Genomic DNA, 16,319 nt, shown 5'->3' with positions numbered 1-16,319 from the left:
CTGCACATGACCATCAACACCGCTGTGGCCGCTGACCACAACGCCCCGCCCATCACGGCACAACTGGCCCAATTTGTGGCCGAGCACCCCAGCCAAGGCTGGAGCGAAACCGTCGAACACGAAGCCCACCGCACATTTTTGAACTGGCTGGGCTGCGCGATCGGTGCGGCGAAACACGAGGCCGTCGAGTCGGCCTTGGCTGCTGTGAACATGCTCTCGCCCGCACCCCAGGCCACGCTGGCTGGGCGTTCGGAGCGTGTGGACATGGCCAGTGCGGCCCTGATCAACGGCATCTCGTCGCACACCTTTGACTTTGACGACACCCACCTCAAAACCATCATCCACCCGGCAGGCCCCGTGGCGTCTGCCGTGATGGCTTTGGCCGAAACCCAAAACAGCTCGGGCCGCCAGGTCATGGACGCGCTGGTGCTGGGCATTGACGTGGCCTGCCGCATGGGCAATCTGGTTTACCCACAACACTACGACCGCGGCTGGCACATCACGGGCTCGACCGGCACCTTGGGTGCTGCGGCAGCATGCGCACGTTTGTTGGGTCTGAATGCGCAACAAACGGCCATGGCCTTGGGCATAGCGGCTTCGCAGCCCGTAGGCTTGCGTGAACAATTTGGCACCATGACCAAACCCTTCCACCCCGGTGGCGCAGCCCGCGCGGGTTTGATGTCGGCCCTCATGGCCAAGCATGGCTTCACCTCCAGCGCCCGTGCGCTGGAAGCGCCTCGCGGCTGGGCACAGGTCTTGTCCACCAAATACGACTGGCGAGAGGCGCAAGACGAATTGGGCCAACGCTTTGAGATCAGCTTCAACGCTTACAAGCCCTTTGCCTGCGGCATCGTGATCCACCCCAGCATCGACGCTTGCGCCCAGTTGCGTGCACAAGGCGTCAAAGCGGAAGAAGTCAAGAGCATCGAGTTGCGTGTGCACCCGCTGGTGCTCGAGCTGACCGGCAAGAAGACACCGCAAGACGGTTTGCAAGGCAAGTTCAGCGTGTACCACGGCTGCGCCGTCGGCTTGATCTTTGGCCGTGCAGGCGAAGAAGAGTTTTCAGACCACATCGTGCGCCGCGAAGACGTGGTGAGCCTGCGTGACAAAGTCCAAGCCGTGGTGGACACTTCGGTGCGTGAAGAAAGCGTGTATGTCACCGCCCATCTGAACGATGGCCGCAGCGTGAAGGTGCATGTGGAGCACGCCATTGGCTCCCTGCAAAAACCCATGACCGATGCCGACCTGGAAAGCAAGTTCCGCGACTTGTCCGACCCGATTTTGGGAGCCGCTCGGGTGAATGACATTTTGAAAACCTGCTGGAGCCTGGGGAAAGCACCCAACCTGCAAAGCTTGCTGGCCTTGCTCAAACCCTGATTGGATCCGCGCTCAACAAAAAGCCGAGGCCTTACAGCCTCGGCTTTTTTCATTCAGCAACGCCAGGTCTTGGCCTGACCTGGCTTGAAGGCTTTAGCGCGAGACGCGGCCCTGCACACCCTGCACCAGGTAGTTCATGTTCAAGATCTGGGCATCGCTCAGGCTTTGGCCCGCAGGCAGCACAGCCTTGCCTTCGTTGTCGGTGATGGGGCCTGCAAAGGGCAACAACTTGCCCGTGCCCACCAGCCTTTGCTTGGCCAGCACCTCGTCTTGAACCGCCTTGGGCACTTTGGGGCCAAACTCGCCCACACGGATCATGCCGTCCTTGATGCCACCCCACACATTCCCCGAAGTCCAGGTGCCCGACAAAGCGGCCCTGACGCGTGAGGTGTAGTAGTCACCCCACTGGTGGGTCACCGCGATGATCTGGGCATCCGGCGCAACCCGGCGCATGTCCGAATGGTAGGCCACAGCCATCTTGCCGCGCTCCTGCGCTGCCGCCATCACGGCCGTCGATCCCGTGTGGAACGCGATCACGTCCACATCCTGGTTGAACAAGGCCATGGCCGCTTCGCGCTCTTTGGGTGGATCAAACCAGGCGTTGAGCCAAACCACTTTGACGGTGGCTTTGGGGTTGACCGAGCGCATGCCGAGCGTGAAGGCATTGATGCCTTGCAGCACCTCGGGGATCGGGAAACCCGCCACATAGCCCGCCACATTGGTTTGTGTCATGCGCCCGGCGGCCACGCCCGCCAAATAACGGCCTTCGTAATAACGGGCGTTCGACGCCGATACGTTGGGCGCGGTTTTAAAGCCGGTCACCGACTCGAACTTCACGTTGGGAAAGTCTTTGGCCACCCGCAGCGTGGGCTCCATGTAGCCAAAACTGGGCGTGAAAATGATCTGATGGCCTTGTTGCGCCAAGTCGCGGATCACGCGCTCGGCATCCGCACCCTCGGCCACATCGGCCACAAAAGTGGTCTTGACCTGATCACCCAAAGCCCGCTCAACGGCCTTGCGACCCTCGTCGTGCTGGCGCGTCCAGCCCGCATCGGTGATGGGCGAAACATAGACAAAACCGGCCTTGATGGGCTCGGTCGCTTTGACTGGCGTTGGCGAGGAAGTTTGTGCCTGAACGGCAGGAAGGAAAAAGCAGGCGACCACGAGCGTGGCAGCGAGGTTTTTATACATGGTAGTCCTCTACATGGCCCCGAAGATTGAACAAAACAAAGCCCGCCGGAGCAGCGGGCTTCAGTAGGTAATTTTAACCCGACTGCACAAGCCCTCAATCCTGCTCCGCAAACCCCTGAAAACACGCTTTCAGCTCATGCATCCATCGGCGCTTGTCGGCCCCTGATGCGAAGCTCGCTTCGATGCTGTTGGCGGCCAGTTGGTAGGCCTGTTGTGCATTCAGGTGCAGGGCGGCAAAGGTCTGCAGGTAGTTGTCGTTCAAGTAGCCGCCAAAGTAGGCCGGATCGTCGGAGTTGAGGGTCACACACAGGCCTGCATCCAGCATCTGACCTAAATTGTGGTCGGCCAGATTTTTGAACACACACAGCTTGAGGTTGGACAGTGGACAGACAGTGAGCGGCATGCGACTTTCGGCCAAGCGTTGCATCAGCGCAGCGTCGTGGATGGCTTGCACGCCGTGGTCAATGCGCTCGACCTGCAGCACATCCAAAGCGCCCCAAATGTAAGCGGGAGGGCCTTCTTCACCCGCGTGCGCCACGCAGTGCAAGCCCAGCTCGCGGGCACGGGCAAACACGCGGGAAAACTTTTCGGGTGGGTGACCCAACTCGCTGGAATCGAGACCCACACCAATGAAGTGCTTTCGCCAGGGCATGGCTTCTTCCAAAGTGGCCAACGCATCTTCTTCAGACAGGTGACGCAAAAAGCACAAGATCAAATCAGCGCTGATGTTCAGTTGGGCTTGCGCATCGCTGCATGCGCGGCTCAGGCCTTCGATGACCGCGGCCATGGGCACACCCCGCGCCGTGTGGGTTTGGGGATCAAAGAAGAGTTCGGCCCGCACCACATGGTCGGCGGCAGCTTTTTCAAAATAGGCCCAGGCCATGTCGTAAAAATCCTGCTCGTGCAGCAGCGCACTGGCTCCGGCGTAATACAAATCCAGAAAACTTTGCAGGTTGGTGAAGGCATAGGCACTGCGCAAAGCGGCCACATCGGCGTAGGGCAAGGACACGCCATTGCGCCGGGCCAGCGCAAAGATCAGCTCAGGCTCCAATGAGCCTTCGATGTGGATGTGCAGCTCGGCCTTGGGCATGGTGCGCAGCAACTCGGGCAGGCGCTCTGGGGGAATGGCGTGAACTTTGAACATGGTCACTCCTCAAAAAATTGGGCACGGATGAGGGCTTCATCCAGTTGCGCCAAACAGCAGTTGTGTCGGTCGGTCAAAGGGCCGCCACCGGGCACGACTTGAGCACCTGGCCCGTAGCCGATGGCCTTGAACTTCCACTGGCCCTGGATCCATTTGAAGTTGCCCACATGCAGGCCCGATGGGTCGTGCAAGGCGCAGACGCCTTCATTCAGGGGTTTCAACAGCGGGCTGGACATGGTTAAACCAACTTCTCGACGCCGCGTGAACAGCTCACCGTCTTGTGGCTGAACGCCTCGTGTTGCTCTTCCACTTTGTCCAATTCGTAGAGGTAATTGACCATGAGACCGCCCGACTGTTGCAGGCCTTTTTTGGACAGGTCAGCCGCCCAGTTGATCTGGTGCAGCGTCGCCCCGTTGCTCAGATGGAATTTGCCCACGGCATCGCCCCGCGCCTCAGGGGTTTGGTGCATCAGGTACAAGGCGCACAGACGCATGAGGGTCGCCCGCTCGGCCTCCGCATTGCGCTCGGGATGCCAGCCTGACTTGAGGCGTTCGGCCCAGTTCAGGCTGCTCGCGGCCAGAATTTTTTGGGCTTCTTGCCACTTGCGCAGCTGCGTGGGACCGATGCGTTCCTCAGGCAGGGGCGCACCCGCATCCAGCCACTGGGTAAAGCCCGGAATGGGGGACAAGGTGCAAAAGGTTTTGAGGGATGGGATCTCCTCGATCAATTTTTGCGCCACCCGCTTGATCAGGAAATTCCCCAAGGACACGCCCTTGAGACCTGGCTGGCAATTGCTGATGGAGTAAAAAATCGCTGCCTTGAAGCTTTTGGCATCGCCCACCGGCGCCTGCTTGTTGATCAAGGTGCCAATGTCTTTCGAGATATTCGGCACCAGCGCCACTTCAACAAAGATCAGCGGTTCGCCGGGCAATTGGGGATGAAAAAATGCAAAGCAACGGCGGTCCGGCTGCAAGCGTCGGCGCAAATCGTCCCAGCCATCGATGGCATGCACCGATTCATGGGCAATGATTTTTTCGAGCAGTTGCGCGGGGGAGTTCCAGGTGATCTGGTGCAACTCCAAAAAACCCGGGTTGAACCAGGAACTGAGCAAATGGTGCATGTCCGAATCGGTGGCCCGAAAAGCCGGATGGTCCTTGAGGTAGGACAGCAGGGTCTGGCGCATTTTCAAAATGGTGGCCGTGCCAGCGGCTGCCCGGTTGACCCGCCGCAACAGCTCCTGGCGGGGCGGCTCCACGGTCTGGAACAAGTGGATCAAACTGGCCTCGTTGCGCTCGGTGTTGTAGCGGTTGGCCGCATCCACCACCAAGGACGGGTCGGGGTTGAATTGGCTCGACAAAAAATGGAAAAAGTCGATCTGGCTGCGCTTGTCCAGATGGTCGTAATGGTCGATCAGCTTGATGGCCATGCTTTGCGCATTGGCCTCACCCCGGGCGCTGAGCAGCTTTTTGGCGCTCAGCTTGGCCGCATCGAGTTTCTTGTTTTGAATGAAGCGCTCCAGCATGAAAGACCCTTCAAGATGCGTTGAATGAAATCAGTGGTTGTGTTCACTTGCTTGGCCAGCTTACACGCTGAGCAGCTGTGCAGCCTCACCCACATCAAGTTTTCTGAAAATCGCCCCGCTCCATCCACCACGAGACCGCGAATCCGGCGACCAAGCCCCAGAAAGCCGCGCCAATGTTGAACAAACCGATGTCGGCCACAGTCACCAGCAAACTCACCAAGGCGCCAAGCGAAAACTTGCCCGCACCAAACGAAGCCACAAATGCGCCTTGCAAGACGCGCAGCATGGCCAGGCCGCCCAGCACCATGATGAACTCTTTGGGTGCAGCCAGCATCCACCCCGTGAAGGTGGGCGCCATCAGACCGAACAACAGCGCCAGCACACCAAACATCAGCGCCCCGGTGTAGTGGCGCGATTTCTCGCCAGACGAGGTGAGCAAGCCATTGGTTGGCCCCGTGAGGCAGGTGCTGACCGCGCCAAACACGGCGCTCACCGCCGCGCCAACACCGCAGGCCACCGCGATCATGTTGACGGGTGGCTCGTGCCCAGCGTTTTTGAGCACGGCCACACCCTGCCCGTTTTGCACCACCAGCACCGTGATGGCCAGGGGCACCACCAACTCCAGCATCGCGGCAAACGACCACACCGGGGCCTGAATGACGGGCTGCGCCAAAGCCAATTGCCCCACGGCAGCCGCATCGAGTCGGCCCGCCACCGCCACCGCCAAAGCCCCGACCAGCAAGGCCCCAATGACCGGTGGCAGACGTTTGCCCCAATCGGCATTGGCCGATAACAACAAAAACACCGCCACCATGGGCGCTGCAATGGCCACATCGCTTTGCAGCGCCCGCACGATGTCGAGGCCAAAGCGCAAGAAGACCCCGGCCACCATGCCCATGACAATGGGCATGGGCAGCGCCGCCATGACCCGCTTGACCCAGCCGCTCAGGCCCAGCACCAAGATCAGGGCACTGGTCGCATAAAAAGCGCCAATGACCTCGGCAAAACTCAGATGCTGCAAGGCTGGCCCCACCAACACCGTGCCGGGAATCGTCCAGCCAAAAGCCAACGGTGTGATGTAGCGCCAGCTCATGAGCAAACTGACCAGGCCATTGACAAAAAACACCCCGAACACCCAAGACGCCAGCTCTTCGGGCGACAAACTCCCACGCGTGCCCACCGACAAAATGACGGCCACCGGCCCGGTCGCGGCAAAAATGAAACCGATCAGGGCGTTGGCGGCGTAGGTGGTGCCAAAGTGGGCGCGGATTTGCTGCAGCGTTGGGGCAGCAGCAGCGGGAGATTCCAGGTGTTTGAACAAAGCGGGGCCTTTGCGGGGGTACTGAACCTTGCCAGCGTATCAAACCTGAGGGACTTGGCCGTCACCAAGGGGGCAACAGAATGAAAAAAGCCGCCCAACTTGCGTCTAGCGGCTTTCAGATCAGAGGGCGCTGCACTCCCGATCAACTCGGAAGCAACAGGCCCTGCGGATTTCCCATCACTTGCCGGGGATCTTGCCTTCCACGCCCTTGACGTAGAACATCACACCACCCAGGAACTTGTCGTCGGCCACAGCGTCTTTGGCCAGAACTTCTTTACCGGCTTGGTCCACGATCGGGCCTTTCCAGATCGAGAATGTACCGGCTTTCAGACCTGATTTGATCTCGTCGATTTTCTTCTTGGTGTCTTCTGGCACGTCAGCGGCCACGTTGACCATGTCGATCGCGCCTTCCTTCACGCCCCACCAGCTTTGACCTGTGGTCCACTTGCCTTCCAGAGCTTCACCCACGGCCTTGACGTAGTAAGGACCCCAGTTGATCACAGCCGAGCCCAGGTGGGCCTTGGGGCCGTAAGCGGTCATGTCAGAGTCCCAGCCAAAGGCACGCTTGCCCATTTTTTCGGCGGTCTGCAACACGGCCGACGAGTCGGTGTTTTGCATCAGCACGTCCGCGCCACCGTTGATCAGCGAAGTGGCGGCTTCGGTTTCTTTCGGTGGGTTGAACCACTCGTTCACCCAGACCACCTTGGTCTTGATCTTGGGGTTGACCGACTGCGCGCCCATGGTGAAGCTGTTGATGTTGCGCACCACCTCAGGAATTGGGATGGAGGCGACCACACCCAGGGTGTTGGTCTTGGTCATCTTGCCTGCGATCACACCCGCCATGTACGCGCCTTCGTAGGTGCGGCTGTCGTAAGTGCGCATGTTCTCGGCGGTTTTGTAGCCGGTGGCGTGCTCGAACTTCACGCCCTTGTTGTCAGCGGCCACTTTGAGCATGGGCTCCATATAACCAAAAGTGGTGCCAAAAATCAGCTTGTTGCCTTGGGCGGCCATGTCGCGGATCACGCGCTCGGCGTCAGCGCTTTCTGGCACTTTCTCAACGAAGGTGGTGACCACTTTGTCGCCGAAGGCTTTTTCGATTTCCTTGCGGCCGTTGTCGTGCGCAAAGGTCCAGCCGCCGTCGCCCACAGGGCCGACATATGCAAACGCGATCTTCAGGGGCTCAGGCTTGGCCGCAGCGGGGGCTTCCGCCTTGGGGGCTTCTTCTTTTTTGCCACAGCCCACCAGTGCGGCGGCAGCCACAGCGGTCAGGGCCACCATCTTGACGATGGAGCGCTTGGAGAGGTCTGTCATGTCAGGTCCTTTTTGAACAGGGTTACAGGGGTTGGAAAAAAGCAATTATGAACCGGGATAAAAGGGCTTGCCCAGCGAGGCGGGCATGTTCACGCGAATCCAGGTCGGATTGCGCGAAATCAGGGCCAGCACCACGATGGTGGCGATGTAGGGCAGCGCCGTGAGCAACTGGCTGGGCACTTGCACGCCCACGCCCTGCAAATGGAACTGCAGCATGGTCACACCACCAAACAAATAAGCACCCAGCAAAACCCGTGCCGGACGCCAAGTGGCAAAGGTGGTCAGGGCCAAGGCAATCCAGCCCTTGCCCGCCACCATGCCCTCGACCCACAGCGGGGTGTAGATCACCGAGATGTAAGCGCCAGCCAGGCCGCACAACGCGCCCCCAGCCACCACCGCCGCCAAGCGGATGCGGCGTACCGGGTAGCCCAAAGCGTGGGCAGATGCGGGCGACTCGCCCACCGCCCGCAGCACCAAACCGGTGCGGCTTTTGTAGAGGAACCAAATCAGGGCCAACACCAGCGCCATCGCCCCATAAACGAGCGGGTGCTGCTTGAACAAGGCGGAACCCACGAGCGGAATGTCGGCCAAATAAGGCACCGCAAAATGGGGCCGGTCCGGCAGCTTTTCTTTCACATAGCCAATGCCCACAAAGGCAGAAAAACCCACACCAAACAAACTCAGCGCCAGACCTGTGGCGTATTGGTTGGTGCCCAGCCAAATGACCAGCACCCCAAAAATGGCCGCCAACACTGCGCCAGCGCCCATGCCCGCCGCAAAGCCCAACCAGTCGTTGCCTGTGTGTACGACGGCAGCAAAGCCCGCGATGGCGGCGCACAGCATCATGCCCTCGGCCCCCAGGTTCACCACACCGGCTTTTTCATTGATCAGCAAACCCAAAGCGGCGATGGCCAGCACCGTCCCCGCATTCAGGGTGGCTGCGATCAGCAATGCATACGACTCCATCACACGCCCCCTTTCTTGGCCGCCACCCAGCGCAGACGGTAGGCCACCAGCGTGTCACACGCCAACAAACAAAACAGCAGCAATCCCTGGAACACACCCGTAATCGATTTGGGCAGACCCAAGCGCGACTGCGCGAGTTCCCCGCCGATGTAGAACATGCTCATCAGCACCGCCGACAGCACCATGCCCGCCGGATGCAAGCGCCCGACAAACGCCACGATGATCGCGGCAAAACCATAGCCAGCAGGCACATAAGGCGTCAGCTGCCCGATGGGCCCCGCCACCTCCAAAGCACCCGCCAAACCCGCCGCGCCGCCCGACACCATGAGTGCCACCCACAGCGCCTTGCGCGAAGAAAACCCGGCATACCGCGCCGCATCAGGTGCCAGCCCACCCACTTGCTGGGCAAAGCCCGCCCGGGTACGGAACAAGAACACCCACAGCAAGCCCGCACCCACCAGCGCCAAGAGCAAGCCCACGCTGACGCGCGAGCCGTCCATCAGACGCGGGATCTGCGTGACCGCCTCAAAGGTTTTGGACTGCGGAAAATTGAATCCGGCTGGATCTTTCCAGGGGCCATAGACCAAGTAGCTCAGCACCATGTCGGCCACATACACCAGCATCAGGCTGACCAAAATTTCACTGGCATTGAACCGGTCGCGCAGCAGTGCCGTGATGCCCGCCCAGACCATGCCACCCAGCACGCCCGCCAAGAGCACCAACAGCACGATCCAACGGCCCGTGTCTTTGTCGGCCAACAAGGCCACGCCCCCGGCGCACACCGCGCCGATGACAAACTGCCCCTCCGCGCCAATGTTCCACACGTTGGACCGAAAACACACCGACAAACCCAAAGCAATGACCAAGAGCGGCGTGGCTTTCACCATCAACTCGCCCAGCGCATAGCCTGACTTGACGGGCTCCCAAAAGAACATTTGTAAACCGCGCAGCGGGTCTTTGCCCAGCGCCATGAACAGCGCCACACCCAAGAGCACGGTGAGCACCAGCGCCAATACAGGCGAGGCATAAGTCCACAGGCGCGAGGCCTGGGGACGGGGTTCAAGCCGCAGCATGTTGCGCCTCCTGTGCCTTGTCGTTCTTGGCCTCAGGCCACAAGCCGCTCATCCACTCGCCAATGCGCTCCACCGTGGCTTCGGTCCGCGCCACCGACGGCGACAGGCGGCCCTTGGCGATCACATGCAATCGGTCCGACAACTCGAACAATTCTTCCAACTCCTCACTCACCACCAGCACCGCACAACCTGCGTCGCGCAGCGCCAAAATCTCGGCGCGAATCTGCGCCGCCGCGCCCACGTCCACGCCCCAAGTGGGTTGCGAGACGATGAGCAACTTGGGAGCCGCGCTGATTTCGCGCCCCACAATGAACTTTTGCAGATTGCCGCCCGACAGCGACTGCGCGGCGGCATCCGGCCCGGAGGCCTTGACCTTGAAACGGTCAATGATGCTGCGGGCCTGATCGGCCAGTGCCCCCATGCGCACCCAACCGCCCGTGCCCACGGCCTCGCTGCGCGTGAGCAAAAGGTTTTGCGACAGACTCAGGGAAGGCACAGCGCCCCGGCCCAAGCGCTCTTCGGGCACAAAGTGCAGGCCCATTTGCCTGCGCGGCACTGGCCCCAAAGCCGCCACCGCTTGGCCGGACAAACTCACGCTGGCCTCACCACACTGCACGCCTGCACGGGTGTCCTCACCCGACAGTGCCCACATCAATTCCTTTTGGCCATTGCCTGACACCCCCGCCAGGCCCACCACTTCGCCCGCCCGCACCTGCAGGCTGATGCCCTCCAGGTCCACGCCAAACGGGTCTTGCCGCGTGAGGCTCAAGCCCTGCACCGACAGCACCACCTCGCCCGGCGCACGCGCCACATGCTGCAAAGCCGGGGGCTCGGCACCAATCATCAAGCGGCTGAGTGAGGCGTTGGATTCTTCACGCGGGTCACACACGCCCGTGACCTTGCCGCCACGCAACACCGTGCAGGCGCTGCACAGCGCCCGAATCTCGTGCAGCTTGTGCGAGATGTACAAAATGCTCACGCCCTGGCTGACCAATTTGTGCAGCACCACAAACAATTTTTCGACCGCCTGCGGCGTCAGCACCGAAGTCGGCTCGTCCAAAATCAAGAGCTTGGGCTCGGTCAAGAGCGCTCGAATGATCTCCACCCGCTGCATCTCGCCCACGCTCAGGGTGTGCACCGGGCGCTCGGGCTCCAGGTCCAAGCCGTATTCGCTGGCCTTGGCCACAATGCGATCGGTCACTTCGGCCAGGCTGAGTGACTTGTCCAGACCCAGCCACACGTTTTCGGCCACGGTCAGCGTGTCAAACAGGCTGAAGTGCTGGAACACCATGCTGATGCCCAGCTTGCGGGCTTCTTGTGGGTTGCGGATGTTGACCGGCTGGCCGTTGAACACCACCTGGCCTTCGTCGGGTTTGACCGAGCCGTAAATGATTTTCATCAGGGTGGACTTGCCCGCGCCGTTTTCGCCCAGCACGGCATGGGCCTGGCCGGGCATCACGGTCAGTGACACGTCCTGGTTGGCCACCACGCCCGGGTAGCGCTTGGTGATGCCTTGCAAAGACAAAAGGGGTGTGGTCATGTCTGTGGGTGTTCTTTTTGGTTTTGTCGTCAGGAAGGTTCAGGCAGCTGTCGGGGGCGACAACTGCAAAGCACTGATTTTCACCTGTTCTCGCAGCCACCGGGCCGCCTCGGCGTTGTGGCTGCGTTCGTGCCAAAGCTGGTAATAGACCATCTTGGGAAAAGGCACCGGGCAGGGCAGCAAGGCCAGTCCCGAAGGTACGTCCCCCTCCAGAAAGCGCTGGCAGTAGTGTCGCCCCGTGGTCAGCACAAGCAAACTCGATGCCACCATGCGCGGCATCAGGCCAAAGTGGGCGCAGCGTGCGGCAATGAGGCGCTCCAGCCCCATGCTGTCCAGGTGCTCATCGATCACGCCGCGCCAACCGGGGTAAGCGGGCATGGGCGCAATGTGCTCGCAGGCCAACCAGTCATCTTGCGTCCAGCCCCGGCGCACCGCCGGGTGTTTGCTGCTGACGAGGCACATGATGTCGTCTTCAAACAACTGGGCGCGGTGCAGCTCCTCGCTGGGTTGGGCCCAATTGCCAATCACCACATCGATCAGGCCTTGGCCCAAGTCGTGCGCGTATTGCGCCTGGGCCGACAAGGCATGCACCTCGACCCGGCAGCCCGGTGCCAGCGACTTGATGCGCGCCATGACCGAGGGCAAAAACAAAGGGTCCAGCGTGTCGCTGGCGGCAATGCGAAATGTCTCTTGCGCGTGGGCCGGATCAAACGCCCGAGCAGGCGAAAACAGATTTTCGGCCGATTGCAGAATCTGCGTGACCGGCCCGAGCATGCGCAAGCCCACATCGGTGGGCACCATGCCGGTGCCTGAACGCACCAGGATCGGGTCGCCGGTCAGCTCGCGCAGACGCTTGAGCGCCACAGACACAGCCGGCTGCTGCTGGCCCAGGCGCATGGCGGTTTTGGAGACACTGCGTTCGATGAGCAAGGTGTGAAGGGTACGAATGAGTTGAAGGTCGATCTTGTCGAAAAGATGCGGCTGCTTCATGTCCGTTTTCAGATAAGCGTTATGGCGATTCACACATGGGTGAACATCGGGTTTGCCCTAGGATCATTCGATCTTCAAAGACACATTGGCCATGTCAAAAACGCTCGTCTCCCCTCTGAAATCTGTGCCGCAGCAGACCAGTCCATTGCGGTTCTGGCATCGCGGTGAAATGATGAATCTGGGCAATGTACCACCAGACCGCACCCTGCTCGACCTGCTGCGCGAGGACCTGCGCCTGACCGCGACCAAAGAGGGCTGTGCCGCAGGCGACTGCGGGGCCTGCACCGTGGTGGTGGCCGAAGCGGTGAACGGGCGTTTGCAATACCGCGCCGTCAACAGCTGCATCAAACCGGCCCAGTCCATCGACGGCCTGGCGCTGTGGACCGCTGCCGACTTGGCCCGGCCTGACGGCACGCTGCACCCGGTGCAGCAAGCCATGGTGGCGTGCCACGGCTCTCAATGCGGCTTTTGCACACCCGGCTTTGTGATGAGCTTGTTTGCGCTCTACCAGCGCACGGTGGCAAAAGGTCAGACCGTGGACAGTCACACGGCCCACGAGGCCTTGTCGGGCAATCTGTGCCGCTGCACCGGCTACCGGCCCATCGTGCAGGCGGCGTGCAGCTTGAACGCCGAGCCCTCGCAGACCGTGGATGAACGACCCATCGTGGCGGCGCTGCAAAAAATGGCGACCACCGAAATGACCGATGGCAATTACCTGCGACCTAGCAACCTGAGTGCTTTGCTGCAAGCCCGTGCCCAGCACCCGCAAGCGCAGCTGATCGCCGGGGCCACCGATGCTGGGCTGTGGATCACCCAGGGCCTGCGCCGCATGCCGCAGATCATTGACCTGACCCGCGTGGCCGAGCTGCGCCGGGTGGAACATTACCCTCAGCACATCGCCATTGGCGCAGCCGTGAATTTGCAAGATGCTTTTGAAGCGCTGGCCGCTGACCGCCCGGTGATTGCGCCCTTTGGCGAACGCTTTGCGGGCTGGCCGGTGCGCCAGTCGGGCACGCTGGGCGGCAATGTGGCCAACGGCTCTCCGATTGGCGACAGCATGCCGCTCTTGATCGCACTGGGCGCACAGGTGGTGCTGATGGCCCACCGAAAAGGCCGCACCGTGCACCGCCATGTGCCGCTCGACCAGTTTTACACCGGCTACCGCCAAAGCCTGCTGGCTGCCGACGAGGTGCTGGCCTGGGTGGTGGTGCCCCGCCCTGAGCCCGGCGAATGGCTGGGTGCGTACAAGGTGTCCAAGCGGCAAGAAGACGACATCTCGGCCGTGTGCCTGGCGGTGCAGCTGCATGTGCAAGATGATCACATCACCGCAGCACGCATCGGCGCAGGCGGTGTGGCCGCCACGCCAGCGCGTGCCGTGAAGACCGAGGCCGCGCTGATCGGCCAACCTTGGAACGAAGCCACGTTGCACGCCGCACAGACCGCCATGGCAGATGAGTTTTCACCGCTCAGCGATTTGCGCGCCAGCGCGGATTACCGCCGAACCCTCTTGGGCCAACTGTTGCGCCGCGCCTGGTTGGAGAGCAACGGGCAAGGCACGGTTCGTTTGGAGGACCTCGCATGAAGACGAATGCCCCAACGGCCAGCACCCACCGCTTCCACGAAAGCGCCACCGCGCAGGTGCAAGGCCGCGCCAGCTACATCGACGACCTGCCGCTGGTCGAGGGCACGCTGCACGCCGCGCCGCTGATGAGCCCCTTGGCCAACGCGCAACTGATCGGCATGGACCTGGAGGCGGTGCTGGCCGCGCCCGGCGTGGTGGGTACGGTCACCGCACAAGACATCCCCGGCGACCCGCTGCTGGCCACCTTTGTGCACGACGAGCCCATTTTTGCCGGCCCACAACTCATGCACGTGGGCCAGGTCATGGGCTTGGTGGTGGGGGAAAGCCACACCCAAGCGCGCCAAGCGGCTCGCCACCTGCGGTTGCAAACCACCCAACAACCGCCTCTGCTGCACGCCCGCGAGGCGATGCAAGCGGGCAGCTTTGTGTTGCCCCAGGTCACGGTGCAGCGCGGCGATGCAGCGCAAGCCTTGGCCCAAGCGCCGCACCGCCTGCAAGGCACTTTGGAAATCGGCGGGCAAGAACACTTTTATTTGGAAAGCCAAATCGCGTATGCGATTCCACAAGACAACGGCCACTGGCTGATCCACAGCGGCACACAACACCCGGGCGAGGTGCAGCACTGGGTGGCGCACGCGCTGCACATCCCGCTGTCGCAGGTGCGCGTGGTGTGCCGGCGCATGGGCGGCGGCTTTGGCGGCAAAGAGACGCAAGCCGGGCATTTGGCCGTCTGGACCGCGCTGGCCGCGCACCAATTCGGTCGGCCGGTCAAGATGCGACTGGACCGGGGCGACGACATCCTGATCACCGGCAAACGCCATCCGTTCAGCCACGACTGGCAAGTGGGCTTTGATGCGAGGGGCCGTGTGTTGGGGCTCGACTCGGTGCAACTGGTGCATTGCGGCCACAGCGCCGACCTGAGCGGTCCGGTGGCCGACCGCGCGATCTTCCACACCGACAACGCTTACTTTTTGAGCGACCTGCACATCACTTCGCACCGCTGCAAAACCCACACCCAAAGCCACACCGCGTTTCGCGGTTTTGGCGGGCCGCAGGGCGTTCTGCTGATCGAAACCGTGATGGGCGACATCGCCCGAAACTTGGGGCTCGACGCGCTCGATGTTCGCCTGGCCAACCTGTACGGTGTGGGGGAACGAGACACCACGCCCTACGGCATGAAGGTCGAAGACAACATCCTGCACCCGCTGATGACACAGCTGGCCGAGCAGTGCGACTACCGCGCCCGCCGCCGCGCCATCAGCGACTGGAACGCCGAGAACACGGTCATCAAAAAAGGCCTGGCGCTCACGCCAGTCAAGTTCGGCATCAGTTTCACCGCCACGCAGTTCAACCAAGCCGGGGCGGTGGTTTCGGTCTACACCGACGGCAGCGTGCGCGTGAACCACGGCGGCACCGAAATGGGCCAGGGCCTGCACACCAAGGTGTGTGGCTTGGTGGCCCGTGTGCTGGGCTTGCCCGCCGCCCAAGTGCAGGCCAGCGCCAGCGACACCGACCAGGTGGCCAACGCCAGCGCCACAGCGGCCTCCAGCGGCACCGACCTCAACGGCCGCGCCGCCGAAAACGCCGCGCTGCAGGTGCGTCAGAACATCGCCGACTGCATCGCCAAGGCCGATGCTTGCAACGCTGATGCCGTGCGTTTTGAAAACGGTCAGGTCATCACGCCCCTGCGCCAGCGCAGCTTCACCGAGGCCGTGCAACACGCCTATGGCCAGCGCGTGCAGCTGTGGAGCGACGGTTTTTACGCCACGCCCAAAATCCACTACGACCGCAGCACCCTGACCGGCCGACCCTTTTATTACTTCGCCTACGGCGCGGCCTGCAGCGAAGTGGCCATCGACACCTTGACGGGCGAATACCGTGTGCTGCGCACCGACATCCTGCACGACGTGGGCCATTCGCTGCACCCCGAGATCGACATCGGCCAGATCGAAGGCGGCTTCGCGCAAGGCCTGGGCTGGCTCACCACCGAAGAGCTGGTGTGGAACGCCAAGGGCGAGCTGCTCACCAAGGGTGCGAGCACCTACAAAATCCCCACCGCCGCCGACATGCCCGCGCAGCTGAACATCGAGCTCTGGCACGAGGCCAATGTTGAGGACAACGTGGGCGGCAGCAAAGCCGTGGGCGAGCCGCCCTTCATGCTCGCCATCAGCGTCTTCGAAGCCCTGCGCGACGCCATCGCCGCCACCCGCCCGGGCCGCACGCCCATCCACCTCGACACCCCTGCCACACCCGAGCGCGTGTTGAACGCTATCCTTGCCCCATGATGGCGACAGTTAATTGG

The 16,319-nt window shown here is 61.8% G+C and carries 13 protein-coding genes; 3 read left to right on the top strand and 10 right to left on the bottom strand.

Annotated elements, in window-relative coordinates; translation table 11 throughout:
• Positions 1–6: 6 nt before the first annotated feature.
• Complete coding sequence (locus tag L63ED372_RS02435; protein WP_062402819.1) at positions 7–1,377, top strand: MmgE/PrpD family protein; 1,371 nt, start codon at positions 7–9, stop codon at positions 1,375–1,377.
• Between the two features lie 93 nt (positions 1,378–1,470).
• On the opposite strand, the gene L63ED372_RS02430 is transcribed toward L63ED372_RS02435, so the two are convergent.
• From L63ED372_RS02430 to L63ED372_RS02385, 10 genes are all read right to left on the bottom strand, one after another.
• Complete coding sequence (locus tag L63ED372_RS02430; RefSeq protein WP_062402816.1) at positions 1,471–2,568, bottom strand: BMP family ABC transporter substrate-binding protein; 1,098 nt, start codon at positions 2,566–2,568, stop codon at positions 1,471–1,473.
• Positions 2,569–2,662: 94 nt separating this feature from the next.
• Positions 2,663–3,712, bottom strand: a complete 1,050-nt coding sequence (locus L63ED372_RS02425) for an adenosine deaminase (protein ID WP_062402813.1) — start codon at positions 3,710–3,712, stop codon at positions 2,663–2,665.
• 2 nt (positions 3,713–3,714) lie between these two features.
• A complete protein-coding gene (locus tag L63ED372_RS02420) occupies positions 3,715–3,948 on the bottom strand; it encodes a hypothetical protein (RefSeq protein ID WP_062402804.1) in 234 nt (77 codons plus the stop codon).
• 2 nt (positions 3,949–3,950) lie between these two features.
• Complete coding sequence (locus L63ED372_RS02415; RefSeq protein ID WP_062402803.1) at positions 3,951–5,234, bottom strand: malonyl-CoA decarboxylase; 1,284 nt, start codon at positions 5,232–5,234, stop codon at positions 3,951–3,953.
• A 94-nt stretch (positions 5,235–5,328) separates the two neighbouring features.
• The gene (locus L63ED372_RS02410; RefSeq protein WP_062402800.1) at positions 5,329–6,555 is read right to left on the bottom strand and encodes a benzoate/H(+) symporter BenE family transporter; all 1,227 of its coding nucleotides are present in this window, start codon (positions 6,553–6,555) and stop codon (positions 5,329–5,331) included.
• A gap of 177 nt (positions 6,556–6,732) precedes the next feature.
• The gene (locus L63ED372_RS02405) at positions 6,733–7,866 is read right to left on the bottom strand and encodes a BMP family ABC transporter substrate-binding protein (RefSeq protein WP_062402797.1); all 1,134 of its coding nucleotides are present in this window, start codon (positions 7,864–7,866) and stop codon (positions 6,733–6,735) included.
• Positions 7,867–7,911: 45 nt separating this feature from the next.
• Positions 7,912–8,832, bottom strand: coding sequence for an ABC transporter permease (locus L63ED372_RS02400; protein WP_062402793.1), 921 nt, complete (start codon positions 8,830–8,832; stop codon positions 7,912–7,914).
• Positions 8,832–9,905, bottom strand: coding sequence for an ABC transporter permease (locus L63ED372_RS02395; protein WP_062402790.1), 1,074 nt, complete (start codon positions 9,903–9,905; stop codon positions 8,832–8,834). Before L63ED372_RS02395 ends, L63ED372_RS02400 begins: the two co-directional genes overlap by 1 nt.
• Positions 9,892–11,445, bottom strand: coding sequence for an ABC transporter ATP-binding protein (locus L63ED372_RS02390; protein ID WP_062402787.1), 1,554 nt, complete (start codon positions 11,443–11,445; stop codon positions 9,892–9,894). Before L63ED372_RS02390 ends, L63ED372_RS02395 begins: the two co-directional genes overlap by 14 nt.
• 39 nt (positions 11,446–11,484) lie before the next feature.
• On the bottom strand, positions 11,485–12,435 hold the full coding sequence (locus tag L63ED372_RS02385; RefSeq protein ID WP_062402783.1) for a LysR family transcriptional regulator: 951 nt from the start codon (positions 12,433–12,435) through the stop codon (positions 11,485–11,487).
• 91 nt (positions 12,436–12,526) lie between these two features.
• Here L63ED372_RS02385 and xdhA point away from each other — a divergent pair, with 91 nt between their 5' ends.
• On the top strand, positions 12,527–14,017 hold the full coding sequence (gene xdhA, locus L63ED372_RS02380) for a xanthine dehydrogenase small subunit (protein ID WP_062402780.1): 1,491 nt from the start codon (positions 12,527–12,529) through the stop codon (positions 14,015–14,017).
• Positions 14,014–16,302: a xanthine dehydrogenase molybdopterin binding subunit gene (xdhB, locus tag L63ED372_RS02375; protein WP_062402776.1), complete on the top strand. Its 2,289-nt coding sequence runs from the start codon at positions 14,014–14,016 to the stop codon at positions 16,300–16,302. Before xdhA ends, xdhB begins: the two co-directional genes overlap by 4 nt.
• Positions 16,303–16,319: the final 17 nt, after the last annotated feature.

It is taken from the genome of Limnohabitans sp. 63ED37-2 (genome assembly GCF_001412535.1).
Taxonomy (GTDB): domain Bacteria; phylum Pseudomonadota; class Gammaproteobacteria; order Burkholderiales; family Burkholderiaceae_C; genus Limnohabitans_A.
The sequence above is the reverse complement of the archived record's forward strand: the minus strand, read 5'-3'. Positions and strand labels throughout refer to the sequence as shown.